The 24,703-nt window shown below is 63.8% G+C and carries 22 protein-coding genes; 17 read left to right on the forward strand and 5 right to left on the reverse strand.

The window, feature by feature from the left end; genetic code table 11:
* Positions 1-52: 52 nt before the first annotated feature.
* Together ACGYK9_RS04680 and ACGYK9_RS04685 are read right to left on the reverse strand one after the other, a co-directional pair.
* Positions 53-1,471: an amidase gene (locus tag ACGYK9_RS04680; protein WP_394412453.1), complete on the reverse strand. Its 1,419-nt coding sequence runs from the start codon at positions 1,469-1,471 to the stop codon at positions 53-55.
* A 146-nt stretch (positions 1,472-1,617) separates the two neighbouring features.
* Positions 1,618-2,424, reverse strand: coding sequence for an IclR family transcriptional regulator (locus ACGYK9_RS04685; RefSeq protein WP_209217109.1), 807 nt, complete (start codon positions 2,422-2,424; stop codon positions 1,618-1,620).
* Positions 2,425-2,571: 147 nt separating this feature from the next.
* Here ACGYK9_RS04685 and ACGYK9_RS04690 point away from each other — a divergent pair, with 147 nt between their 5' ends.
* The 7 genes from ACGYK9_RS04690 (at position 2,572) to ACGYK9_RS04720 (ending at position 11,783) form a co-directional block, all read left to right on the forward strand.
* Entirely contained in the window at positions 2,572-4,128 is a 1,557-nt protein-coding gene (locus tag ACGYK9_RS04690) for a M81 family metallopeptidase (protein ID WP_394412448.1), read from the forward strand.
* A 33-nt stretch (positions 4,129-4,161) separates the two neighbouring features.
* On the forward strand, positions 4,162-5,772 hold the full coding sequence (locus ACGYK9_RS04695) for an ABC transporter substrate-binding protein (protein WP_394412445.1): 1,611 nt from the start codon (positions 4,162-4,164) through the stop codon (positions 5,770-5,772).
* Between the two features lie 111 nt (positions 5,773-5,883).
* Entirely contained in the window at positions 5,884-6,825 is a 942-nt protein-coding gene (locus ACGYK9_RS04700) for an ABC transporter permease (protein ID WP_067266948.1), read from the forward strand.
* Position 6,826: 1 nt separating this feature from the next.
* Complete coding sequence (locus ACGYK9_RS04705; protein ID WP_394412442.1) at positions 6,827-7,714, forward strand: ABC transporter permease; 888 nt, start codon at positions 6,827-6,829, stop codon at positions 7,712-7,714.
* Positions 7,715-7,717: 3 nt separating this feature from the next.
* Entirely contained in the window at positions 7,718-9,403 is a 1,686-nt protein-coding gene (locus ACGYK9_RS04710; protein WP_394412439.1) for an ABC transporter ATP-binding protein, read from the forward strand.
* Entirely contained in the window at positions 9,400-10,572 is a 1,173-nt protein-coding gene (locus ACGYK9_RS04715; protein ID WP_394412436.1) for a M20 aminoacylase family protein, read from the forward strand. Before ACGYK9_RS04710 ends, ACGYK9_RS04715 begins: the two co-directional genes overlap by 4 nt.
* 71 nt (positions 10,573-10,643) lie before the next feature.
* Complete coding sequence (locus ACGYK9_RS04720) at positions 10,644-11,783, forward strand: M20/M25/M40 family metallo-hydrolase (RefSeq protein WP_394412433.1); 1,140 nt, start codon at positions 10,644-10,646, stop codon at positions 11,781-11,783.
* Between the two features lie 24 nt (positions 11,784-11,807).
* Here ACGYK9_RS04720 and ACGYK9_RS04725 read toward each other — a convergent pair whose 3' ends face one another.
* Positions 11,808-12,701, reverse strand: coding sequence for an AraC family transcriptional regulator N-terminal domain-containing protein (locus ACGYK9_RS04725; protein WP_394412430.1), 894 nt, complete (start codon positions 12,699-12,701; stop codon positions 11,808-11,810).
* A gap of 154 nt (positions 12,702-12,855) precedes the next feature.
* Between ACGYK9_RS04725 and ACGYK9_RS04730 the strand changes: the two genes are divergently transcribed.
* From ACGYK9_RS04730 to ACGYK9_RS04760, 7 genes are all read left to right on the forward strand, one after another.
* Positions 12,856-13,803, forward strand: coding sequence for an SDR family oxidoreductase (locus tag ACGYK9_RS04730; protein ID WP_394412428.1), 948 nt, complete (start codon positions 12,856-12,858; stop codon positions 13,801-13,803).
* Positions 13,804-14,037: 234 nt separating this feature from the next.
* Entirely contained in the window at positions 14,038-15,168 is a 1,131-nt protein-coding gene (locus tag ACGYK9_RS04735) for a TRAP transporter substrate-binding protein (RefSeq protein ID WP_067266961.1), read from the forward strand.
* A 75-nt stretch (positions 15,169-15,243) separates the two neighbouring features.
* Positions 15,244-15,828: a TRAP transporter small permease subunit gene (locus ACGYK9_RS04740; protein WP_093928097.1), complete on the forward strand. Its 585-nt coding sequence runs from the start codon at positions 15,244-15,246 to the stop codon at positions 15,826-15,828.
* Positions 15,825-17,243: a TRAP transporter large permease subunit gene (locus ACGYK9_RS04745; RefSeq protein WP_394412425.1), complete on the forward strand. Its 1,419-nt coding sequence runs from the start codon at positions 15,825-15,827 to the stop codon at positions 17,241-17,243. Before ACGYK9_RS04740 ends, ACGYK9_RS04745 begins: the two co-directional genes overlap by 4 nt.
* Entirely contained in the window at positions 17,233-18,588 is a 1,356-nt protein-coding gene (locus ACGYK9_RS04750) for an amidase (RefSeq protein WP_394412422.1), read from the forward strand. Before ACGYK9_RS04745 ends, ACGYK9_RS04750 begins: the two co-directional genes overlap by 11 nt.
* Before the next feature lie 10 nt (positions 18,589-18,598).
* Positions 18,599-18,760: a hypothetical protein gene (locus ACGYK9_RS04755; protein ID WP_394412419.1), complete on the forward strand. Its 162-nt coding sequence runs from the start codon at positions 18,599-18,601 to the stop codon at positions 18,758-18,760.
* A 3-nt stretch (positions 18,761-18,763) separates the two neighbouring features.
* Complete coding sequence (locus ACGYK9_RS04760; protein ID WP_394412416.1) at positions 18,764-19,723, forward strand: 2-hydroxyacid dehydrogenase; 960 nt, start codon at positions 18,764-18,766, stop codon at positions 19,721-19,723.
* 14 nt (positions 19,724-19,737) lie between these two features.
* On the opposite strand, the gene ACGYK9_RS04765 is transcribed toward ACGYK9_RS04760, so the two are convergent.
* Together ACGYK9_RS04765 and ACGYK9_RS04770 are read right to left on the reverse strand one after the other, a co-directional pair.
* Entirely contained in the window at positions 19,738-20,673 is a 936-nt protein-coding gene (locus ACGYK9_RS04765) for a DMT family transporter (RefSeq protein ID WP_394412413.1), read from the reverse strand.
* A gap of 18 nt (positions 20,674-20,691) precedes the next feature.
* Positions 20,692-21,225 carry a TetR/AcrR family transcriptional regulator gene (locus tag ACGYK9_RS04770; protein WP_394412410.1) on the reverse strand — a complete coding sequence of 178 codons (534 nt, stop codon included), beginning with the start codon at positions 21,223-21,225 and terminating at the stop codon, positions 20,692-20,694.
* An 87-nt stretch (positions 21,226-21,312) separates the two neighbouring features.
* Here ACGYK9_RS04770 and ACGYK9_RS04775 point away from each other — a divergent pair, with 87 nt between their 5' ends.
* The 3 genes from ACGYK9_RS04775 to ACGYK9_RS04785 all read left to right on the forward strand — a co-directional run bounded on the left by ACGYK9_RS04775 (position 21,313) and on the right by ACGYK9_RS04785 (position 24,639).
* Positions 21,313-22,383, forward strand: coding sequence for an alcohol dehydrogenase family protein (locus tag ACGYK9_RS04775; protein WP_394412407.1), 1,071 nt, complete (start codon positions 21,313-21,315; stop codon positions 22,381-22,383).
* Positions 22,384-22,581: 198 nt separating this feature from the next.
* On the forward strand, positions 22,582-23,709 hold the full coding sequence (locus ACGYK9_RS04780; RefSeq protein WP_394412673.1) for an ROK family transcriptional regulator: 1,128 nt from the start codon (positions 22,582-22,584) through the stop codon (positions 23,707-23,709).
* 3 nt (positions 23,710-23,712) lie between these two features.
* Entirely contained in the window at positions 23,713-24,639 is a 927-nt protein-coding gene (locus ACGYK9_RS04785; RefSeq protein ID WP_394412404.1) for a carbohydrate kinase, read from the forward strand.
* Positions 24,640-24,703 lie beyond the last annotated feature (64 nt).

A 24,703-nucleotide genomic window follows, 5' to 3' on the forward strand; every position in this document is an offset into this window, starting at 1 on the left:
TGGCCCGCCTCACAGTAGATGCGGGCCACCGGCGTCACGCTTTGAGGCTAGCTCACGCCCCCCACAACCGGGTGCAAACCGGGGCAATCTCACCTTCGATCGCCGTCATCGCGTCAACGATCAGGTCCTCGCGCCAACGGCGGCCTGCGATTTGCACGCCGATGGGCTGCGGCCCTTGGGGCAGTTCCGCGATATGCGTGGGGATGTTGCCCGCGGGCAGGCCGGTGAAGTTCATGACGAAGGACCAAAGCCCCTTGCCCAAGACTTCGCGCACGCCCTCAGGGCCTTCGGTGTCGCGCCCGGCGGCGAAGAAGGGGGCGAACATGAAGGGGGTCAGCACGAGGGGGTAGTTCTCAAGAAACAGCGACCATTCGCGCGCGTAATGGGTGCGTTTGGCCAGCATGGCGAGCTGTTCGGTGCCTTTGAAGGGCGGGTATTCGGCGTAGTAATCCTCAAAGATCGCCTTCAGATCGTCAGAGCCATGGGTTCGGATGTCCTCGCCCATCAGCGCTTCGACTTCGCCCATCAGGGCGCGATAGCCGTTTTTGCCAGCTTCATAGGCAAGGGGCGGTTCCACCTCTTCGACGGCGTAGCCTGCGTTGGACAGGGCAGAGGCGGCTTTGTCGAGCGCGGTGGCCACATCCGGGTGCAGGCCAAAGCCGAAATCATCGCGGGTGAAGGCCACGCGGATCGGGCCTTCGATGGCGTCGCCGCGCCAGGGCAGCGGCACATGGAAGGGGTCGCGTGCATCTGCGGCGATCAGGCTGGGCATCGACAGATGCAGGTCCGCCGCCTTGCGCACGATCAGCCCCTGCACCGACATGGATTGCGCCAAGAGACCGCGCTCGGCCTTTTGGCTGGGGTTGTAGGCGGGCACCCGGCCTAGGCCCGGCTTGACCGTCACCGCGCCATTGGCCGAGGCCGGGAAACGCAAGGAGCCGCCGATGTCGTTGCCATGAGCCAGCGCGCCGACCCCGGCCATGACAGCCGCCCCCGCCCCACCGGAGGAGCCGCCCGCCGAAAGGTGCTGCCCCCAAGGGTTATGGGTGCGCCCGTAGAGCGGGTTGTCGGTATCGGCGCGAAAGGAAAACTCCGGCGTGTTGGTGCGCCCGATGACGATGGCACCCGCCTGTTTGAGGTTGCGCACCACCGGCGCATCCTCGGGCGCGATGATGTCTTTGAAGGCGGGCACGCCGTTGCTTGTGGCATGGCCCTTTTGATCGACGTTGATCTTGATCGTGACCGGAACACCATGCAGCGGCCCCTTGGGCGCATCGCTTTTGTCGAGGGCGGCAGCCTCGGCGCGGGCCTCATCGGCGAGGGTCTCAACCACCGCGTTCAAAGCCGGATTGACCTCTTCCATACGGGCAATCGCCGCCTCGGTCGCTTCAACCGCCGAGAGTTTTCCTGCGCGGGTCGCGCTTGCGATTTCCTGCGCGTCCCATTGCCAAAGCGGTTTACTGTCGGTCATTCCGGTTCCTTTCAATCAGTCGTTTTCAAAGCGGCATCCGCACTCTGATGGCGCGAACTTCGGAGAAAGAATTTAGCAACGCAAGTAAATTCGCGGCGAAATGCGTTGTCGGCGGTGCGGCTGGCTACATTCGAGGCTTTCAGCGGTCACCCGGCCATGATGGCGCTGGCGGCCTCTATGGCGAGGGGGGCAGCCTTGGCGACAAATTCCTCCGGCGTGTATTCCGAAAGGGAGCCTGCGAGATGTATCGCGCTGAGAGGCGCGCCGTTCCGGTCGGTAATGGCGACGCCCACCGCGACCTCGCCCAAGGCATATTCATCGCAGACCACGGCAAAGCGGTTTTCGCGGGCGATGCTGAGTTCGGCCATGATCGCTTCGGGGTCGGTCTTGGTGCTGGCGGTGAAGGGGTGCAAGGGCGCGCGGGTGAGGATTTCGCGCGCCGCGTCATCGGGAAGCTGTGCCAGCGCGGCACGCCCGCCCGCGGTGCAAAAGGTCGGGACGCTATGGCCCACGAGGGTGGCGAAAAAGGTCTCGCGTTTGCTTTGCATGCGCAGGGCATAGATCAGGCGCGTCTCGTCATAGAGGCTGAGATCGACCCGCTCGCGCAGGGATTTGCGCAGTTCCAGCAAGACGGGCGTGGCTTTCTGCACCACGGGGTCGAGCCGCAGCAAATCAAGCGTGTGATCGAGCAGGCGGATCCCCGGCAGGTAGCCCCGGTCATCCCCGCTGCGCCGGATATAGCCGAGTTTGGTGAGCGTATGGACCAGTCGTTGTGCCGCGGATCGGTCGATGCCTGCGGTCTTGGCGATGTCGGAAAGGGTCATCGGCCCGGTCGCGTTGTGAAAGGCGCCCAGCACCTGCATTGCGCGATCTGCCGCCCGGACGAACAAACGGTCGTCCTCTGCCTGATTCTGCGCCGCCTGCGGGGCATCTTCACGGAAAAATCTACTCATAAATGGCCTGTAGTTGACGAATCGTTAAAGCGCCGCTTACGCTTGCTGTGCACTATAGCTGTATTGCAATGCGATACACAATGGGCGTGGCCCGCGGATGACGGGGCCGAGAAGGCGAAGGAGACGGGTTTGGAAAGTGGTTCTGGAATGCGCGTGGCTGTTGCGGGCTTTCTGCACGAGACAAACACATTCGCCCCCAATCCGGCGGATATGCAGGCTTTCCAACTGGGCGGTGGCTATGTCCCCATGGTGCGCGGCGCGGCGATGTTGCCCGCCTTCGAAGAGGTCAACCTTGGCATGGCGGGCGCGCTGCGGGTGGGCCAAGCGCAGGGCTGGGACATCGTGCCGATCCTCTGGGCGGGGGCGATCCCTTCGGCCCATGTCAGCCGCGAGGCCTATGAGACGATTGCGGGTGAGATCATCGAAGGCATTCAGGACGCCGGGCCGCTCGACGGGGTCTTTCTGGACCTGCACGGCGCCATGGTGGCGGAGCATCTCGACGACGGGGAAGGGGAGCTTGTCCGCCGTTTGCGTGCGGTCGTGGGGCCGGAGGTGCCGATCGCCACGGCGCTCGACCTGCACGGCAATATCTCTGAAGATTTCGTTGCGAATGTCGATGTGCTTGTCGGTTTTCGCACCTATCCGCATGTGGACATGGCAGATACCGGCGCTGCCGCGGCCCGCCAGCTTGACCGGATCATGACAACCGGCCAGCGTCCGGCCAAAGCCTTTCGCCAGATGTCATATTTGGTGCCGATCCCATTTCAATCGACCGAAATGTCGCCGGGACGTGAGCTTTATGAGGGGGTCGCCGCCTGTGAAACTGCGGGGGCGCTCTCGGCCAGCCTGTTCATGGGCTTCCCGGCGGCGGATATTCCCGATTGCGGCCCCGTGGCCGTCGCCTATGGCGAGACGCAGACCGCAGCAGACGCCGCCGCCGACAGGCTTGCCGCAGCCTATGAGGCGGCAGCGCCCGCCTTCTTGGAAAATGAGGCCTATAATCCCGACAGGGCCGTGGCCGAGGCCCTGTCGCGTGCCGCCGGGCCGGGGCGTGGGCCTGTGGTCACCGCCGACACCCAAGACAACCCCGGCGCGGGCGGCGTATCGGCCACCACCGGCATGTTGCGCGCGCTCGTCAAGGCCGAGGCCCAGAACGCGGCCATCGGGTTGATCGTCGACCCCGCCGCCGCCGAAGCGGCGCATCAGGCCGGGGTCGGTGCCGAGGTTAACCTGCGCCTTGGCGGACATGCCGACATCACGGATGACGCGCCGTTTGAAACGACGGCGACGGTTCAGCATCTTTGCGACGGAACGCTGCGCGCGACCGGCCCCTATTATGGCGGCACGGCGCTGAACCTTGGCCCCTCGGCCTGTCTGCGCATCGGCGGGGTCCATGTCGTCGTGACCAGCCGCATCGCCCAGATGGCCGACCGCGAGATGTTCCGCTTTGTCGGCATCCAACCTGAAGAGATGGATCTTTTGGTGGTCAAAAGCTCCACCCATTTCCGCGCAGACTTTGCCCCCATCGCGCGCGACATCCTTGTCGCCTGTGCGCCGGGGCCGATGCCCCTCAATCCAGCCGATTTGCCCTTCACGCGCCTGCGCGCAGTGCTTCGGCTGTCTCCGAATGGCCCCCGTTTCGGGGCCAAGGGTGCCCAAAGCGCACCACCCGACCAGGGCGGCAAGACCGCCTTGGCCCAATAAAAACCAAAAGATCACTCAACAAGGGAAAACCACATGATACCTCTACGATCGGCACTGAAACAGTCGCGCGGACTTGCCGCCGCCTTTGCCGCGACCACGGCGCTTTTGGCACCCGGCTCTCTGGCGGCGCAGGATGGCGAAACGACCATCACCGCGGTCATGCACTCGGGCCTGCGGGTTCTCGATCCGGTCATCACCACCGCGCATATCACCCGCAACCACGGTTATATGGTCTATGACGTGCTGACCGCCGTGGACGAAAACTTTGAGCCGCAGCCCCAGATGGCCAGCTGGGAGGTCTCGGATGACGGGCTCGTCTATACTTTCACCCTGCGCGATGGGCTGATGTTCCATGACGGCGCGCCGGTGACTGGCGAAGATGTCGTGGCCTCGCTCAAACGCTGGGGCAAGCGTGACGGCGGCGGGCAGTTGATCTTTGACGTGACCGAGAGCCTTGAGGCCAGCGACGAAAAGACCGTCGTCTGGACCCTGACCGAGCCTTTTGGCCCGCTTTTGTCGGTGATCTCCAAACAATCTGCCGTGCCGCCCTTCATCATGCCCAAGCGGGTGGCCGAAACCTCGGCGGATGAGACGATTACGGAATATATCGGCTCCGGCCCCTTCGTCTTTAACCAAGATGAATACGAGCCCGGCGTGAACGTCACCTATGAGAAGTTCGACGACTACGTCCCGCGTAACGAGGAAGCCTCGTGGATGGCGGGCGGTAAGGTGGTCAATGTCGACCGTGTGGTCTGGACGACGATGCCCGACGCGCTCACTGCGATCAACGCGCTTTCGGCGGGGGAGATCGACTATCTCGAACAGGTGCAGATCGACCTGCTGCCGATCCTCGACGCCAGCCCCGAGGTCACGGTCGAGACCCGCGATGACCTTGGCTATGTCACCATCGGTCGGCCCAACCACCTGCACCCGCCCTTCGACAACAAGCTGGTGCGTCAGGCGGCGATGGCGGCGCTGGATCAAGAATCCATGCTGCAAACGATGCAGGGCGACCCGGCCTATTATAACGTCTGCGGCGCGATCTTTGGCTGTTCGACCCCTCTGGGCGACGAAGCGGATGCGGAGATCGTGACCGGCGGCGCGGACCCGGAAAAGGCGAAGGCTCTGCTTGAAGAAGCCGGCTATGACGGCACGCCCATCGTGCTGATGGCGCCGACGGATGTGATCAGCTTGATCAACCAGCCGGTGGTGGCCGCCCAAGCCCTGCGCGAGGCGGGTTTCGAAGTCGACATGCAGTCGATGGACTGGCAATCGGTCGTGCAGCGCCGCGCCCAGCAAAGCCCGGTCTCTGAGGGCGGCTGGAACATGTTCTTCACCAACTGGATGGTGCCCGAGATTTCGGATCCGCTGACTAACGTGATGGTCAGTGGCCGTGGCGACGAGGCGTGGTTCGGCTGGCCCGATGACCCCGAGATCGAAGAACTGCGTGCGAAGTTCATGAAGGCCGAAGGGCCCGAGGCGCAAAAGGAAGTGGCCGTCGAGATCCAGAAACACGTCATGGACAACGTCAACTACATCATGATGGGTGAATATCTGATCCCGCAGGCGCGTCGGAACACGATCCAGAACATGCTGCCATCGCCCGTGCCGGTGTTTTGGAACATGACCAAAGAGGCGGAGTAATCCAGCCTTCGGAGGGCGCGGCCGCCGCGCTCTCCACCGTCATCTCTGCCCGCAGGCAGCGCCCCCGCTTCCGGGCCTGCCTTCTTTCCGCCGAAAGGGACCTTCCGGAAAATGCTCGTCTATATCCTGAAGCGCGTCTTGGCCACGATCCCGGTCATGCTGATCGTCGCCATCTTCGTCTTCCTCCTGCTGCGTCTCACCCCCGGTGATCCGGCAGCCATTCTCGCCGGCGATGCCGCCACCCCTGCACAGCTTGAACGGATCCGTGACCGGCTGGGTCTGAATGACCCGCTGCTGACACAGTTCTTCACATGGATCGGGCAATTGCTGCGCGGCGATCTGGGCGTGTCGCTTTTGTCGAACACCTCCGTGGCGGGCATGTTGGGCGACCGGCTGGGGCCGACCATCAACATCGCGCTGATGACCATCACCATCTCTGTCCTGCTGGCGGTGCCGATGGGCGTGATCGCCGCATGGCGTCACCGCACTTGGGTCGACTTTCTGGTGATGTCCTTCTCGGTGCTGGGCTTTTCGGTGCCGGTCTTCGTGATCGGCTATATCCTGATCCAAATCTTTGCGATCGAACTGCGTTGGGTGCCGGTGCAGGGCTACAAGGCGCCTTCGGAGGGCATCGGGCCGTTCTTCTCGCGCGCCATTCTGCCCTCGCTCACGCTGGCCACCATCTATGTGGCGCTCATCGCGCGGATGACGCGGGCCTCCATGCTCGAAGTGCTGGGCGAAGATTACATCCGCACCGCGCGGGCCAAGGGCGTGCGCGAGAATGTCGTGCTGTTTCGCCATGCGCTGCGCAATGCCGCCGTGCCGATCCTGACCATCATCGGCACCGGTTTCGCGCTGCTGATCTCGGGCGTGGTGGTGACGGAAAGCGTCTTTAACATCCCCGGCATCGGGCGGCTTACGGTCGATGCGATCCTCGCGCGCGACTACCCCGTCATTCAGGCGATGATCCTGCTGACGGCGGGCATCTACGTCTTCGTGAACCTCTTGGTTGACGTCTCCTATTCATTCTTCGACCCAAGGATCCGGTACTGACATGATCGAGCAACCCCAATCCCGTCACAGCGCCTTTCAGGTGCTGACCGGACTGCTTTCCCTGCCTGCGGGCGCAAGGGTCGGTATCGGCCCGCTGCTGGCGGCGCTTATCCTCCTGGCGATCGTGCTGGCGTCGATCTTGGCACCGCTTTACGTGCCATATGACCCGCTGGCGATGAACTCTGTCGCGCGGCTCAAGCCGCCTTCCGAAGAGTATCTTTTGGGCACCGACCCCTATGGCCGCGACACGTTTTCGCGGGTGATGACCGGCGGGCGCGTGTCGCTGCTGATCGGGGTCGGGGCGGCCTTGGTCAGCGTCGCCATCGGCTTGGCCATCGGCCTTGTGGCTGGCTTCTTTCGGGTGGCGGATGGCATCATCATGCGGATCATGGACAGCCTGATGGCGATCCCCGCGATCCTGCTGGCCATTGCGCTCGTGGCGCTGAACGGGCCATCGCTCGGCTCGGTCATCATCGCCATCACGGTGCCGGAGGTGCCCCGCGTGGTGCGGCTGGTGCGCTCGGTCGTGCTGTCGGCGCGGGAGGAACCCTATGTCGAGGCGGCCATCGCGCTCGGCTCGTCGATGCCCAAGATCCTGATCCAGCACCTGATGCCCAACACCATGGCGCCGCTGATCGTCCAAGGCACTTATATCTGCGCCTCGGCGATCCTGATCGAGGCGATCCTGAGCTTCCTCGGCGCGGGCGTCAGCACGGAGATCCCCACATGGGGCAATATCATGGCCGAGGGGCGGACTTATTTCCAGATCAAGCCGGGGCTGATCTTCTGGCCGGGGCTGCTGCTGTCGCTTTGCATCCTGTCGATCAACCTTTTGGGCGATACCGCGCGCGATCTGCTCGACCCGCGCATGAAGAAACGGGAGGGCTGAGAGATGCAGTTCAAGACCAAAGACTTCTCCGACGCGCGTGAGGTGCTCAAAGTGCGCGACCTGCGCATCGGGCTTGCCGGGCGGCCACAGGCGAAACCGGTGATCGACGGGATCGACCTCACCATCCGCGCGGGCGAGACGCATTGTCTCGTCGGTGAATCCGGCTCGGGCAAGTCGGTTACCTCGCTGGCGGCTATGGGGCTGCTCCCGAAATCGGCGCTGGAGGTGCAAAGCGGCAGCATCACGCTGGACGATTTCGAGATCACCAGCGCCAGCCACGCGCAAATGCGCCAGCTGCGCGCGCGGCGGATCGCGATGATCTTCCAAGAGCCGATGACCGCGTTGAACCCAGTGCTGCGGGTGGGCGAGCAGATCATGGAAGTGCTCAACATGCATAGCGATCTGAGCCAATCCGAGGCCAAGAAACGCACGCTCGACATGATGGATCAGGTGCATCTGCCGGATGTGAACCGCATCTTCAGCGCCTTCCCGCACCAGCTTTCCGGCGGGCAGCGCCAGCGCATCATGATCGCCATGGCGCTGATCCTCGACCCCGATCTGCTGATCGCGGATGAGCCGACGACGGCGCTGGATGTGACCACACAGTTGCAGATCCTCAAGCTCATCGCCGAGATGCAGGAGCGCCACGGCACCGCCGTTCTCTTCATCACCCACGACATGGGCGTGGTGGCCGAGATCGCGGATACCGTGACGGTGATGCAGCAGGGTAAGATCGTCGAACGCGCGCCGATTGAAAAGCTGCTGACCAAGCCGGAGAAGGAATATACCCGCACCCTGCTGACCGCCGTGCCCAACCTCACCCCGCGGCCCGCAAGGGCGGCGGCATCGCAAAGCGAAGTGGTCCGTGTGGCCGGGCTCGACATGACCTATGGCGGCGGCGGTTTCCTGCGCCGCAGCGAAGGCGTAAAGGCCGCGCAGGATGTCAGCTTTACCATCAAGCCGGGGCGGACGCTGGGCATCGTGGGGGAGTCCGGTTCGGGCAAATCCACCGTGGCGCGGGCCATCATGCGGCTGATCGACCCGACAGCGGGCAGCGTGAATGTCGCGGGGACCGAGATCGCCAAACTCTCCCGCCGTCAGCTGCGCGACCACCGCAAGCATCTGCAAATCGTGTTCCAAGACCCCTACCGCTCGCTCAACCCGCGTTGGACCGTGGCGCGCAGCCTTTGCGAAGGGCCGATCAACTTCGGCACCCCGCGCGAAGAGGCGATGCGCCATGCGGCTGAGCTGATGGAACTGGTGGACCTGCCACGCGACGCACTCGACCGCTATCCGCATCAATTCTCAGGCGGGCAACGCCAGCGTATCGCCATCGCGCGGGCGGTGGCGATGAAGCCCGATCTGCTGGTCGCGGATGAGGCCGTCTCGGCCCTTGATGTGAGCGTGCAGGCGCAGGTGCTCGATCTTTTGGATGACATTCAAGAGAAGTTCGGCGTGGCCATGCTTTTCATCACCCATGACCTGCGCGTCGCGGCGCAGATTTGTGACGAGGTCTTGGTCATGCAGCGCGGGCAGGTCGTCGAATACGGCCCCGCGGGCGATGTGTTGGCCAACCCGCATCACGACTACACGCGCAACCTGATCGAAGCGGCCCCGGGCCGCCATTGGGATTTTGCCAACTACCGCGCGCTCGGCAGCGCCACCATGACGACAGGAGCCACCGCATGACCGTCCTTCCCAAGATCGAAGCCTTCGCCGCCGATCTCACCGCTATCCGCCAAGACATCCACGCCCATCCCGAACTGGGGTTCGAAGAGGTCCGCACCGCGGGCATCGTGGCCGAAAAGCTGCGCGCCTACGGGGTGGATGAGGTGCACGAAGGGCTGGGTGGCACCGGGGTTGTCGGGATCATCAAGGGCACGGGCGGTGGCAACCGCCGTGTGGGGCTGCGCGCAGATATGGACGCCCTGCCGATTGTGGAGGATTCCGGCGTGCCCTACACCTCGACCAACCCCGGGCGGATGCATGCCTGCGGCCACGATGGCCATACCACCATGCTCTTGGGGGCCGCGCGTTATTTAGCGGAGACACGGGATTTCGACGGCACCGTGGTGCTGATCTTTCAACCCGCCGAAGAGGGCTTGGGCGGCGCGCGCCGGATGCTGGAGGAGGGGCTGTTCGAGAAGTTCCCCTGCGACGAGATTTACGGCATGCACAACGATCCAAACTCAGAGCCGGGCGTGGTCAATGTCACCCCCGGCGCGGCAATGGCCGGGGCGGCCTTCTTTGACATCACCGTCAAAGGCACTGGCAGCCACGCCGCCATGCCGCATCAGTCGCGCGATCCCATCGTCATCGGCACGGCACTGGTCCAGCAGTTGCAATCCGTCGTCAGCCGCAACACGCCGCCGACCAAGCCGATCGTGCTGTCGGTCACCAAATTCAACGCAGGCTCGGCCTATAACGTGGTGCCGGATGCGGCCACCATTGCGGGCACGATCCGGTACTTCCACCAAGACGTAATCGAAATGGCCGAGGCCCGGATGCGAGAACTCTGCGCCGGTATGGCCACAGCCTATGGGATCGAGATCGAAGTCGACATCCGCAATGTCTTTGACGTGTTGATGAACGACCCCGAACTGACCACCGCCTATGTCGAAGCGGCGGCCAGCGTGGTCGGGGGCGAGAACGCCCATGTCTCGACCGAACAGGCCAGCGGGTCGGAGGATTTTGCCGATATGCTGAAAGTGGTGCCGGGGGCCTATTGCCGCGTGGGCCATGCGGGCAGCGTGCCCTTGCACAATCCCGGCTTCGTGCTGGACGACGGCATTCTGCCGGTCGGTGCCTCGATCTATGCGCGGATCGTCGAGACGCGCCTGGCAAAGGTCGGCAGCTAAGTATTTGTATTACTAATGTTTATTTAAGTCATCTGCGCCGTTTTTGCGGGGCGGAAGAAAGGATTTTGACGATGACAAACCCGCTTGATCTGCCCTTTGATGCCGAAGAGATGCTCACCGGCCTGCGCCCGTGGATCGAAACCGAAAGCCCCACATTCGACGGGGCGGCGGTGAACCGGATGATGGATGTGGCGCAGCACGATCTGGCGGTCTTGGGCGCGCGGACGGAACGTATTCCCAGCCCGATGGGGCTGGGCGACAGCCTGCGCGCTGAAATGCCCCATCCCCGCGCGGGCGAGGGGGGCATTCTGCTTTTGGGTCATATGGACACGGTTCACCCGCTCGGCACCTTGGCGAGCCTGCCCTACAAACGCGAAGGCGAGATCTGCTACGGCCCCGGACTGATGGACATGAAGGGCGGCAATTACGTCTACCTCGATGCGCTGCGCAAACTACAGGCCGCCGGGGTCGAGACGCCGCTGCCGGTGACGGTGCTTTTCACCCCGGATGAGGAAATCGGCACCCCCGCCACTCGTAGCCTGATCGAAGAAGAGGCGAAGCGCCATAAATACATCCTCGTCCCCGAACCCGCTCGCCCCGACGGCGGCGCGGTGATCGGGCGCTACGCCATCGCGCGGTTCAACCTCCAGACCCGGGGCCGCCCTAGCCACGCGGGCTGGGCGCTCGCCGAAGGCCGCTCGGCCATCGCGGAGATGGCCAAGGCCGTGGGCACGATCGAAGGCATGACCACCGAGGATTGCACCTTCTCGCTCGGGGTCTTTCACGCGGGCCAATGGGTCAACTGCGTATCCTCGGTCTGCGATGCCGAAGTGCTCACGATGGCGAAAACGCAAGAGCAGCTCGACGCGGGCGTGGAAAAGATGATGGCGCTGAACTCGGACGAAGGCGACGTGATCATGGAAATCCGCCGCGGCGTCACCCGCCCGGTTTGGGAACCCGACCAGCCGGGCACGATGGCGATGCTGAAGCTCGCGCAGGAGATTGGGGGCGAACTGGGGATCGAGATCACCGGAAGCTCTGCCGGGGGCGGATCGGACGGCAATTTCACCGGCTTCCTCGGCCTGCCGACGCTGGATTCCATCGGCGTGCGCGGCAAGGGGCTGCATACGTTGCAGGAGCATATCTATGTCAACAGTCTCACCGAACGTGCGAAACTGGCGGCGGGGTTGTTCTGTCGGTTGACGGCTTGAGGGGGGAGGGGGCGGAGACCCCCTCTAAACCACCCCCGCCGCTAGCTGCTGCGCGTCGCCCCATTCGCGGGGGGATTGGCCGTACATGCGTTTGAACTCTCGGCTGAATTGCGAAGCGCTGATATAGCCCACTGCCATTGCCGCTTCGCTGACCGTGGCGCCGCCTGCGATTTTGACGGCGGCATTGTTCAGGCGCATGGATTTGACGAATTGTATCGGCGACATCGTCGTTACCTGTTTGAACTTGCGGTGAAATACCGCGCGGCTCATGCCCGCGCGTTGGGCCATCGCGTCGATGGAGATGGGCGCGTCGAGATGGGCTGCGACATGCGAGATGGCCCGCGCCACGGCATTGCCCGCCCCGAAGGCCCGCCGCGCGAAGAGCCCTGCCTCTCCTTTCAAGATGGCGTAGTAAAGTTCGCGCAGGCGCGCCTCGGCCAGCACGGCGCGATCGGTTTCGCTTTCGCTCAATTGCAGCAGGCGCAGCAGGGCGTCGGAGAAAGCCCCGTCCCATGCCGCGAGTTTAATCCCCTCGGCGCGCAGGTCGGCGGGGGCAGGGGGGAGGAGGCTCCCCGCGCTTTCCATTTCAAGCGAAAGCTCCGCCATAAGTCGCGCGTCCAGAGCGATGTAGGCGCCGAATAGCGGGGTCTGGGGTGAGGCGCTTGGCGCGCCCGCTTTGACCGGCATCGACATGGGGCAGCACATATAGCGGCTGTCGTCATAGACATAGCGCTGACCGTCGAGCACCGCCTCTTTCGCGCCGCTGACGATGGCGATGACAGAGGGTTCATAGACCGCAGGCGCGCAAGGGATCGCGCTGGTGGCGCGGAAATACTGCACGCCCTTGATGCCGGTCTCGGTCAGCCCGTCGGCATGGCTGTGCCGTTCGATGATATGGCGGATTTGGTCTTTGCTCATGCGTGGAGATTAGGGCCGCATGAGTGTTTCATGCAATGGCTGTGAGAGGATCAGGCAAGTAATCGCGACGATCCGGTCTATTTCCGTAGGGGGTTGAGATTTATCTGCAGGGTCAACGGGGCGCGATGCCTCAGTAAAGCTAAGGAACGAGACCATGACAGATAAGACTTTCGGCGCGCACGGCTGGACCCCTGAGCGGATTGACGGGGTAGAGGGGAAGACCTTTGTGATCACCGGGGCCAATGCCGGGGCCGGGTTTCAGGCAGCGCGCACCTTGCTGCGCAAAGGTGCCGCGGTGGTGATGCTGAACCGCAGCGCGGAACGGTCGGCAGAGGCGGTGGCCAACCTGAAAGACGAATTTGGCGCAGCGGCGCAGGTGCGTTTCGTGCAGATGGACCTTGCCGATTTGCCGTCGGTGCGCCGCGCGGCGGCAGAGGTTCTGCGCGATATTCCCCGCGTTGATGCGCTGATCTGCAACGCCGCCATCGCGCAGGTGCCAAACCGCCAGTTGACCAAGGCGGGCCACGAAAGCCAGCTCGGCACCAATCACTACGGCCACTTCCTGCTCTGCGGCTTGCTCTTTGACCGGATCGACGAAAGCAATGGGCGGATCGTGGTGGTGGCAAGCCTTGGTTACAAGATGGGCCTGCGCACCATCCAGTTCGACGACATGAACTGGGACAAGAACTACCGCGCCAACCCAGCCTATAGCCAAAGCAAGCTGGCGCAGATGATGTTTGCCTATGAGTTGCAGGACCGTGTCGCGCGGGCGGGGAGGCAGGTGGCGGTCTATGTCTGTCACCCCGGTGCCTCGGCCACCTCTTTGATCCGCACCAGTGGCGGGCTGATGACCCGGTTCACTTGGTGGCTGATGTCGAAATTGCCGATCGTTCAAACGGCGGAGCGTGGTGCCTATCCCGAGGTCATGTGCGCCACCGAGGATGGGCTAGAGCAGCGCGCGCTTTATGGCCCCACAGGCCGGATGGAGATGGTCGGCCCGGTCGGGCGCGGCAGGTTGGAGCCCTATGCCTATGACAAAGAGACGATGGTCAGGCTCTGGGAACGGTCCGAGGCGGAAACCGGCTTTCGCTGGGCGGTTTGAGGGGCGGGTGGGGCCTGTCTCCGCCCTGCTCAGAACGCGCGATATCCGCGGGCCATCCGCGCCGAAGGAGAGTGTCGATTTTCGCAGCGTTTGCACAATAAAGTTGCACTTGAAGAGTCCCTTGCGGACAATTCTTGCCAAATGAGATCATTTGGTTAGTCTCTGATCTCGGGTCGCCCGACCAATAGCGTATTTCAAGTAAGCAAAGGGGCGGCCACTCTGGGAGGAGGAAACATGACTGAGACTAAAAAGTTCAATCGACGTTCGTTCCTGACGAAGTCCGCACTTGCTGGGGGGGCGGCGACGGGGAGCATGCTGGCCGCACCAGCGGTGCTGGCCCAAGCGCCGATCGTCATCAAGATGCAGACGTCGTGGAACGACGCGAACATCTGGCAAGACTTTGCCCGCGATTATGCGACGCGGGTCGAGGAGATGTCAGGCGGGCGTCTGAAGGTCGACGTGCTGCCCGCGGGCGCGGTCGTGGCGGCGTTTCAGGTGCTCGATGCGGTGAACGACGGTCTGATCGACGCGGCGCATTCGGTGCCCGTCTATTGGTACGGCAAGAACAAGGCCGCATCGCTCTTTGGCACCGGCCCGGTTTTCGGCGGCTCTGCCACCACAATGCTGTCGTGGTTCTATCAAGGCGGCGGTCAGGAGCTTTATAACGAGCTGACGCAGGACATCATGGGCCTCGACGTTGTGGGCTACATGGGCTTCCCGATGTTCGCCCAGCCCTTCGGCTGGTTCAAGAATGAGGTCAATACCGTCGACGACCTGCAGGGCTTCAAATACCGCACCGTGGGTCTGGCGGCCGATCTGATGGCCAAGCTGGGCATGTCGGTGGCACAGCTGCCGGGCGGGGAGATCGTGCCCGCGATGGAGCGCGGCGTGATCGACGCCTTTGAGTTCAACAACCCCTCGTCGGACAAGGACTTCGGCGCGCAGGACGTGGCCAAGAACTACTACCTGTCGTCCTATCACCAAGCCTCCGAGAGCTTTGAGTTCCTGTTCTCCAAGATGTTCCTCGAAGACCTCGACCCTGATCTTCAGGCAATCTTGAAATACGCGGTTGAGGCGGCTTCGACCGCGAACACGGCCAAGGCGATGGACCGCTATTCGGCGGACCTTCAGTTCCTGCAAAACGAGGCTGGCGTGACCGTGCGGCGCACCTCCAAGGAAATCTTGGATGCGCAGCTTAAGGCATGGGATGAACTGATCCCCGAGCTGGAATCCGACCCTTTCATGAAAAAGACCCTCGACAGCCAGCGCGAATGGGTCGACCGCGTGGCCTATTACGAGTTGATGAACTCGCCGGATTACGGGCTTGCTTACGAGCATTACTTCCCCGGCAAGATCAAACTCTGATCCCGCAAACCCATAACATCACCGCGAACTCCGGCGCATGGCGTGCCGGGGTTCGTGCGAGATACCGAGGGCATCATGATATCTTTCATTCGGTTCGCCGATAACCTTTCCGCATGGTTCGGCAAGGCTTTTGCGTGGCTCATTTTGCTGATGTCCATCGGCACGGGCTACGAGGTTTTTGTGCGATATGTGCTGAACAATCCCACGGCTTGGGCGCTGGATGTGTCCTTCATCATGTATGGCACGCTCTTTATGATGGGCGGGGCCTATACGCTGTCGCGGGGCGGCCATGTGCGGGGGGATTTCCTCTACCGGCTGTTCCAGCCGCGCACCCAAGGCATGATCGACCTCGTGCTCTATATCATCTTCTTTTTCCCCGGCGTCACCGCGCTGATCCTCGCAGGCTGGAAGTATGCCGCCCGCTCGTGGTCATACGGCGAGGTGTCGGTCAACAGCCCGGCGGGGGTTCCGATCTATCAATTCAAGGCGATCATCGTGGCGGCGGGGATACTGCTGTTCATCCAAGGCATCGCGCAGGTCTGCCGCTGTCTCATCGCCATACGTTCCAACTACTGGCTCGAAGCCGAGGAAGACGTCTTTGAGACCGAAGACCTCATGATGCGCGAAGCCAACAAGGCCGAAAAGGGCCATCTCACATGACCGATCCGCAAATCGCCCTGATGATGCTTGGGCTATTCATCGTCTTTGTTTTCCTGGGCTTTCCGATTGCTTTCACGCTGATGGCCATGGGCATCGGCTTTGGCTACTACGCCTATTTCGACGCGCGCCGCATGTGGCGCAGTTTCGACCGGCTGGACGAGGGGGCCGGCCAATGGGAGCAATGGTCGACCTGGATAGATGGGTTCTTCAACAACCGAATATTCGACCTTTTCGTGAACCAGACCTTTACGGTGATGTCGAACGAAGTGCTGACGGCGGTGCCGCTGTTCCTTTTCATGGGCTATATCGTGGAGCGGTCGAATATCGTTGACCGGCTGTTCACTACGCTCAACATCGCCTCCAAGAACATTCCCGGCTCCATGGGTGTGGCGGCGCTGATCACCTGCGCGCTGTTCGCCACCGCCACCGGCATCGTCGGCGCGGTGGTGACGCTGATGGGGCTGCTAGCGCTGCCCGCGATGCTGAAGGCGCGCTACAACCCGTCCTTTGCCGCCGGCATCATCTGCGCTGGGGGCACGCTGGGCATCCTGATCCCGCCCTCGATCATGCTGATCGTCTATGCGGCGGCGACCAATGTCTCCATCGTGCGGCTTTATGCGGCCGCACTCCTGCCGGGGCTGACGCTGGTGGGGCTCTACCTGATCTACATCATCGGGCGCTCTCTCTTGCAGCCCTCCTCGGCCCCGCGCCCCACGGCGGATGAGGTGCCAGACATGCCGATGGGCAAGCTGTTGCTGATGATCGCCACCTCCTTCCTGCCGCTGGCCTTCCTCATCTTTGCGGTGCTGGGCTCGATCCTCTTTGGCCTCGCCACCCCGACAGAGGCGGCTTCGATCGGGGCGCTTGGGGGCATCTTCCTTGCCTTCATTTACCGTGCGATGACATGGCAGCGGATGCGCGAGAGCGTGTATCTCACGGTGCGCACCACGGCGATGGTCTGCTGGCTTTTCGTCGGCTCCTACACCTTCTCGGCGGTGTTCTCCTACCTTGGTGGGGAGCATGTGATCTCGGAGTTCGTGCAATCGCTGAACCTGTCGCCGATCATGTTCCTGATCCTTGCGCAGCTCATCATCTTTCTGCTCGGCTGGCCGCTGGAATGGTCCGAGATCATCATCATCTTCGTGCCGATCTTCTTGCCGCTGCTGGCCGTCTTCGAGATCGACCCGCTGTTCTTCGGCATCCTCGTGGCGCTGAACCTGCAGACCTCGTTCCTGACGCCACCGATGGCGATGTCGGCCTATTACCTCAAGGGGATTGCCCCGCCCGAGCTGCGGTTGACGCAGATCTTCGCGGGGGTCATGCCCTTCCTGTTCTGCGTGATCCTGTCGATGATCTTGATGTATGTTTTCCCGCAGATCGTCTTCTACCTGCCGGAGGTGTTCTATGGGCGCTGAGGCACGGATGACCGCCCCGGCAGCGCTTGGCGTGGTCGAGCTGCGGGACCGTCTGGCGACCGGCGCATTGGATGCGCTGGCGCTGGTGGAAAGCTACATCGCGCGGATCGAAGCGCGCGAGGAGGTGGTGGGCGCTTGGGCATGGTTCGATCCCGAATTCGCCCGCGCGCAGGCCCGAACGCTTGATAGTTATCGCCGGGCGGGCAGGCCGCTGGGGCGGCTGCACGGGCTGCCGGTGGGGCTGAAAGACGTGATCGACACGCGCAGCATCCCCACCGAAAACGGCGCGGCGCAGGACAAGGGGCGCGTGCCGCTGCGCGATGCTTTCATCGTCGAGCGGCTGCGGGCCGAAGGCGCGATCATCATGGGCAAGACTGTCACGACCGAACTGGCCTTCATGCATCCGAACAAAACCACCAATCCGCATAATCCGGGGCATAGCCCCGGCGGCTCGTCCCAAGGGTCGGCGGCGGCGGTGGCCGATGGGATGGTGCCCTTGGCCATCGGCACGCAGACCGGCGGGTCGGTGATCCGGCCTGCGTCCTATTGCGGGGTCACCGGGTTCAAACCAACCTTCGGCGCGATCCCGCGCAGGGGGGTGCTGACGCAATCGCCCTCGCTCGACACCATTGGCGTCTTTGCCAGCGATCCCGCTGGGGCCGCGCTGCTGGCCGAGGTGCTGTTTGGCCATGATCCCGAAGACAGCGCGACCGAGCTTGCCCCAACCCCCGCGCTCTTGGCCGAGGCGACCAGCGCGCCGCCGATCCCGCCGGTTTTCGGCTTTGTCCGCCCGCCGGGGTGGGAGGATGCCGATCCGCAGCTGCATGCCGCTTTCGAGGAATTGGTCGCGGCCCTTGGCGATCAGGCTTTCGAGATGCCCCTGCCGCCGGTCTTTAACGAGGCTGCCGAGGCGCGCAAACGCATCAATTTTGCCGAGATGGCCTATCACTTCTACCCCTATCTGCGCGACGGGGCCGAGCTGCTCTCACCCGTGGCACGGGAGGCGATGGAGGCGGGCAATAAGGTGCTGGCCCGCGATTACCAATCGGCCCGCGACCTGCCCAAGGTGCTGACCGCCGCACTCGAAGAGTTGCTGACCCGTTGCGACGTGCTGCTCTGCCCCGCAGCCACCGGCCCCGCGCCGCGCGGGTTGAAGACCACCGGCGATCCGATCTTCAACGGTCTCTGGACGTTCTGCGGCAGCCCCTGTGTGTCGCTGCCGTTGATGACCTCGGAAGAGGGCTTGCCGATGGGAGTGCAACTGGTCGGCGGTCACGGTCAAGACGGGCGTTTGGTGCGCAGCGCCCAGTGGCTTTTCGACTGGGCCGATGGTGCAACTGAATGAGGATGAGACCATGAACCGCCTACTTGCCCTGCTCGCCTTTACCGCGATTGCGGTGTTTTTGCTGATCCTCGCCGTGGAGGTGCCCAGCATCGACCTGATCATCATCGTCGCGGTGACGCTGGCTTTTGTGGCCTATGACTTTTCCACCTCCAGCCGGAAAGATCGGGACTGAGCCATGGGCAAACCCGTCATTTGGATCACCCGGCAGCTGTCAGAGGCCACGCTCGACCGCGCGCGGCGGGATTACGAGGTGATCTGGGATCCCGCCGACAAGCCCGGCAGCGCCGAGGACATCATCGCGATGAGCGCGCGGGTCGATGGTATGATCCCCTGCCATTCCGAACATTTCAGCGCCGATGTGGTGGCCCGGCTCGACCCCCGGCTCAAGATCATCGCGAACCATTCCGTGGGCGTCGATCACTGCGATCTGCCCAGCCTCAAGGCGCGGGGGATCGTGGTGACGAACACGCCCGGTGTTTTGTCGGATGCCACGGCGGAACTGGCGCTGATGTTGATGCTGGGCGCGGCCCGTCATGCGGTTGCCGGGGACCGGCTGGTACGCAGCGGGCAGTGGCAGTCGTGGTCGCCTGCGATGCTGGTGGGAAAACAGCTTTCCGGCGCGCGGCTTGGCATCATCGGGATGGGCGGCGTGGGCCGGGCCTTTGCCCGCAAGGCGCGGGGGCTGGACATGGAAATACATTACCACAACCGCCGCCGTCTGGACCCGGAAGCGGAGGCGGGGGCCACGTATCACGCCGAATTGGACGACCTGCTGGCGGTCTCGGACTTCCTCTCGCTGCACTGTCCCGCCACGCCTGAGACGGTGGGCCTGATGAACGCCGCGCGCTTGGCGCGGCTGCCCAAGGGCTGCGTGATCGTCAACACCGCGCGGGGCAATCTGGTGGATGAGGCGGCGCTGCTCGACGCGCTCACCTCGGGCCATGTCGGGGCGGCGGGGTTGGATTGCTTCGTGACCGAGCCGGGCGGCAACCCGGCCTTTGCGGCCCATGATAACGTCATGATGATGCCCCATGTCGGCAGCGCCTCCGTGGCCACCCGCGACGCGATGGGCTTCAAGGCGCTGGACAATCTCGCCCATTTTTTCCGGGGCGAGGCGCCGCCGGATCAGGTGTAGCGGCAGCGGCTCTTCTAGGTGGCGCGCGGTGGCGGGGCAGGGGTGTTCCGCCCCGACCCTCGTGGGGCGGGTAGGGTGATGATGGCCAAGCAGCCGATCACCAGCGCCACGCCGATCCAGCCCAGCGGGGGCAGACGCTCGCCCACGATCAGCACGGCCAGCACCGCCGCGACGACCGGCTCGAACAGGGTGATCACGGTGGCCGTGCTCGCCTCCACCCGGGCGAGGCCGTAGCCGAAGGCGATGTAGCCCAGAAACATCGGTACGGCGGCCATGTAGAGCCCCACCGCGGCGTTGGCCCAAGAGGCCAGAAACGCCCCGCCCGAGACCGCCAGCACCGGCATCAGCAAGAGCCCGCCCAGCCCAAAGGTCGCCCCCATGGCCACGGCAGAGCCGGTGCCTTGCAGCATCATCCGGCGCGCGCTCCACGAATAAAGTGCGTAGGTGAAGCCGCCGATCAGACCCAGCAAAACGCCCAGAGGGACGGAGGGCGCGCTTACCGCGCTTCCATGGGCATCGCCTTCGGCTAGGCAAATCAGCCCCATGCCGATCAGCCCGACCGCCGCGCCGAAGGACCAGCGCAGGGTCAGGCGTCGGCCTTCCAGCAGGTATTCGATCAGCGCCGAGAGCAGCGGGGCGGAGCCGATGGTGATGACCGTGCCCACCGTTACCCCCGCCAGCCGCATCGCGCCGTAAAAGGCCAGCGGATAGACCGCCACGGCAAGCGCCCCGATGACCAGCAGGCGGCGCTGTTGCCAGAGCCGCCGCCGTTGGTTCAGGATGCCCCGCCCGGCCGAGAGGGCCTGTGCGATCCCGCCCAGCCCCATGGCAGCGGCACCGATGGCGGCGGCGCTGACCTCGGGGGCGAAGGTGGCGGCGGTGCCGGTCGTGCCCCAGACCACAGCAGCGAAAAGGATGGCGATCACGCCCCAGCGGTGGCCCTGCATCATGGAAACGCCCCTAGCATGTCATTGGTGCTGGCGCGCATCGCGCAGCAGGGTTTTGGCCAAATGCTGCGCGGCGGTCACCGCCTGCGCCCCGCGTAGCGGCCAAGTCTGTGTGAGCCCTTCGAGGATCAACAGCAACTCGGTCTCCGCGCCCGGCAGATCGGCGGCTGCGGCGGCCTTGGCCGCGACCTCGGCCTTATGGCGTGAGAGCAAGGCGTGCAGTTTTTCGCTGCCGGGGTCGGCGGCGACGGCGGCGTGGAACAGGCAGCCGTGCGAGGTTTCCGTTTCCATCCACTGCCCGACGCGGGTCAGAATTGCCTCAAGCGCCTTGGTCGGGGTCTCGGGCAGATCGCCGAAGACCAGCGCCAGATAGCGTTGTTGCCGGTTCTCCAGTGCCGCCAGCACCATTTCGGCGCGCGAGGGGGTGTATTTGTAGAGCGTGCGCAGGCTCACCCCGGCCGCATCGCGCAGGTCTTCGACGCTGGGGTCGGCAAAGCCGCGGGTGGCAAAGGCACGTTCCAGCCCGGCGGCGATCTTGCTTTTGGTATCTATCATGCTTGACGATGTAGAGGGATCGCTCTACCTACGCAAGTAGAGCAATCATTCTACATTTGACAATCCTACCCTGAAGGAGCCCGCGCGATGACACTACCAGAGACCATGAAAGCCATGCTGCTGACCGGCCACGGCGGCTTGGACAAGCTAGAATGGCGCGAAGATGTCGCGGTGCCAAAGCCCGCCGCCGGAGAGGTTCTGGTCCGCGTCGGCGCGGCGGCGGTGAACAACACGGATGTGAACACGCGCACGGGCTGGTATTCCAAAGCGGTGCGCGGCGACACTGGTTCGGCGGCGAGCGAAGGTTACGACGGCGCGTCGGACGCCGATGGCGGCTGGGCTGGTGCCTTGAGCTTCCCACGCATCCAAGGGGCCGATTGCTGCGGAGAGATCGTGGCGGTGGGCGCGGATGTCGACCAAGGCCGGATTGGCGAACGGGTTCTGATCCGCCCCATGTACAGCCCTGCGGGCGCGGGGCCGGATGATCTCGTCACCTTCGGATCGGAGCGGGACGGCGGTTTCGCGGAATATGCAACCGCCGAGGCCAGCAATGCCCTGCGGGTCGACAGCCCCCTCACGGACCTCGAACTCGCTTCCTTTCCCTGCGCCTTTTCGACGGCCGAGGGGATGATCCAGCGTGCCGCTTTGGGGGCCGAGCGTGTGTTAATCACCGGCGCCTCGGGCGGGGTCGGCTCGGCGGCGGTGCAACTGGCGATACGGCGCGGCGCGCATGTGACGGCGGTGACCAGCCCCGGCAAGATGGAGGCGCTGAGGGCGCTTGGCGCGGATGAGACCTTCGACCGGGATGCGACCCTGCCGGAGGACAGCTATGACGTGGTGCTCGACCTCGTCGGCGGGGCGGGTTGGCCCAAATTGCTTGACGCGCTGGTGACGCGTGGGCGCTATGTGACCTCGGGCGCGATTGCCGGGCCGATCGTGGAGTTGGACCTGCGCACGCTTTACCTCAAGGACCTGACACTGTTGGGCAGCACCCGGCAAGAGCCGAGCGTTTTTGCCGATCTGGTGGGCTATATCGAACGCGGAGAAATCCGGCCTGTCGTGGCGGAAACCTATGCGCTGCGCGATCTGAAGCAGGCGCAGGAGGCGTTCATCGAAAAGTCCCATATGGGGAAAATCGGGATCACTGTGGCGGATTAACCGCAAAAGCGGGCCGCTCGCCTTTAGGCGGTCGGCCCTTCATCGCGCAATAAATCAATCAGATTGATTTAAGCGTTGACTCACTTGCTTACATCTGGGATTTCTCCGGTGAAACGCCGCATGAACCGGGGGGAGGCCAGTTTGCAGCAGCTACAGACAGTCGACGACCGCGCCGCGCGCGGCTCGAACCAGAGCGGGATGCGGGCTTATAACGAACGGCTGGTCCTGTCGCTCATCCGGCGCAGCGGGCCGACGTCCAAGGCCGAGATTGCCCGGCTTACGGGCCTCTCGGCGCAGACCGTCTCCGTCATTATGCGCGCCCTCGAAGCCGAGGGTTTGCTGAAGAAAGGCGCGCGGGTGCGGGGCCGGGTGGGGCAGCCATCGGTGCCGATCAGCCTGAACGCCGAGGGCGCGTTTTTTCTGGGGCTAAAGGTCGGGCGGCGCAGCGTCGAATTGATCCTGACCGATTTCGAAGGGCAGGTGACCCGCCACAGCAGCGAGACCTATGCCCATCCCACGCCCGATGCGGTCATGGCCTTTGCCGCGCGCGCTTTGCAGGACGCGCTTGCCATCCTCTCCGCCGAGCAGCAGGCGCGGGTGGCTGGACTGGGCGTGGCCCTGCCCTTTGGCATCTGGGAATGGGAGGTCGCGGGCGGCGATCTAAGCGCGTGGCAGACCTTTGATATCGAAGCGGCTTTGGCGGAACTGGTCGATCTGCCGATCTATATCTGCAATGACACCTCTGCTGCTTGTGGGGCGGAACTGGTCTTTGGCGCGCAGGACAAACCGCGCGATTTCCTCTATTTCTACATCGGCTATTTCGTCGGCGGCGGGCTGGTGCTGGACAGCAAGCTCTACACCGGCAAAAGCGGCAATGCCGGGGCGCTCGGCTCCATGCCGTTGGCCGGGGATGCGGCGCGGCAATTGGTCGATGTGGCCTCTTTGGCGACTTTAGAGGGCGCCTTGCAAGAGGCCGGAGAGACCCGCCGCGCCCCGTGGAGCGATCCGGCGGCTTGGGGTTTTGGCGATGACATTTTGCACCCATGGCTCGACAGCACGACCGAGGCCTTGGCGCAGGCGATCCGGGCCGCGACATGTCTGATTGATTTCGACACGGTGATGATCGACGGGTCTGTGCCCGCAGAGGTTCGTGCCGAATTGGTCGCCCGCACGCGCCGCCACCTCGCCGCCCGGCCCCTGCCGGGCGTCACCCTTCCCGAATTGCGCGAAGGCACCGTCGGCAGCGACGCCCGCGCGCTCGGCGCGGCGAGCCTGCCGCTTTCGGACCGTTTCCTCGTCGACCGTGACGCATTTTTGAAAGGCTGACAGATGATCCTTTGCTGCGGAGAAGCCCTGATCGATATGATCCCGACCCCGACCAAGGCAGGCCCCGATGGCTTTGTGCCCCATGCGGGCGGGGCGGTGTTCAACACGGCCATCGCCCTGGGGCGGCTCGGCGCGCAGGTGGGGATGCTCTCGGGCCTGTCGTCTGACATGTTCGGGCGGCAGTTGGTCGACGGGCTGAAGGCGAGCCATGTGGATGTGTCGCACGTTGTCCTGTCCGACCGGCCGACGACGCTGGCCTTCGTTCGGCTGGTCGGCGGCCATGCGACCTATGATTTCTACGACGAAAACTCGGCGGGTCGCATGATCGCGCCGGAGGATATGCCTGCGCTTTCGAGCGAGGTTTCGGCGCTGTATTTTGGCGGGATCAGTCTGGCCTGTGAGCCGGGGGCGGATGCCTATGCCGAGCTGTTGGCGCGCAACACCGAGGGCCGCGCGGTGATGATCGACCCCAACATCCGCCCCGGTTTCATCAAGGATATCGAGCGTTACCGTCAAAGGCTCGACCGGATGCTGGCGTTGTCGGATATCGTGAAAGTGTCGGATGAGGATCTGAACTGGATCAACCCCGCGCCGCTGTCGCTGCGCGACAAGGTGGGCGAGTTGCTAAAGAAGGGCCCATCGGTTGTCATCCTGACCCGCGGGGGCGAGGGGGCGACGGGCTATCTGGCGAATGGCGAAGAGGTGCAAGTGCCCGCCGTCAAAGCCGAAATCGTCGATACGGTCGGCGCGGGCGACACGTTCAACGCAGGCGTTCTGGCCAAGATGTCGGAGCTTGGGCAGTTGCATAAATCTGCCCTTGCCACCCTTGCGCCAGAGGTTTTGTCCGAAGCGCTGGCCTATGGCGCGCGGGTTGCCGCCGTGACCGTTTCGCGGGCCGGGGCGAACCCACCTTGGGTAGAGGAAATATGAAATGTTGAAGAACCGCCTATCTTTTTCGCTCAAGTATGTTAGCGCTACCAGTGGCCGCCCGGAG

The organism is Sulfitobacter sp. 1A15258, from assembly GCF_043557045.1.
Lineage (GTDB): Bacteria > Pseudomonadota > Alphaproteobacteria > Rhodobacterales > Rhodobacteraceae > Sulfitobacter > Sulfitobacter faviae.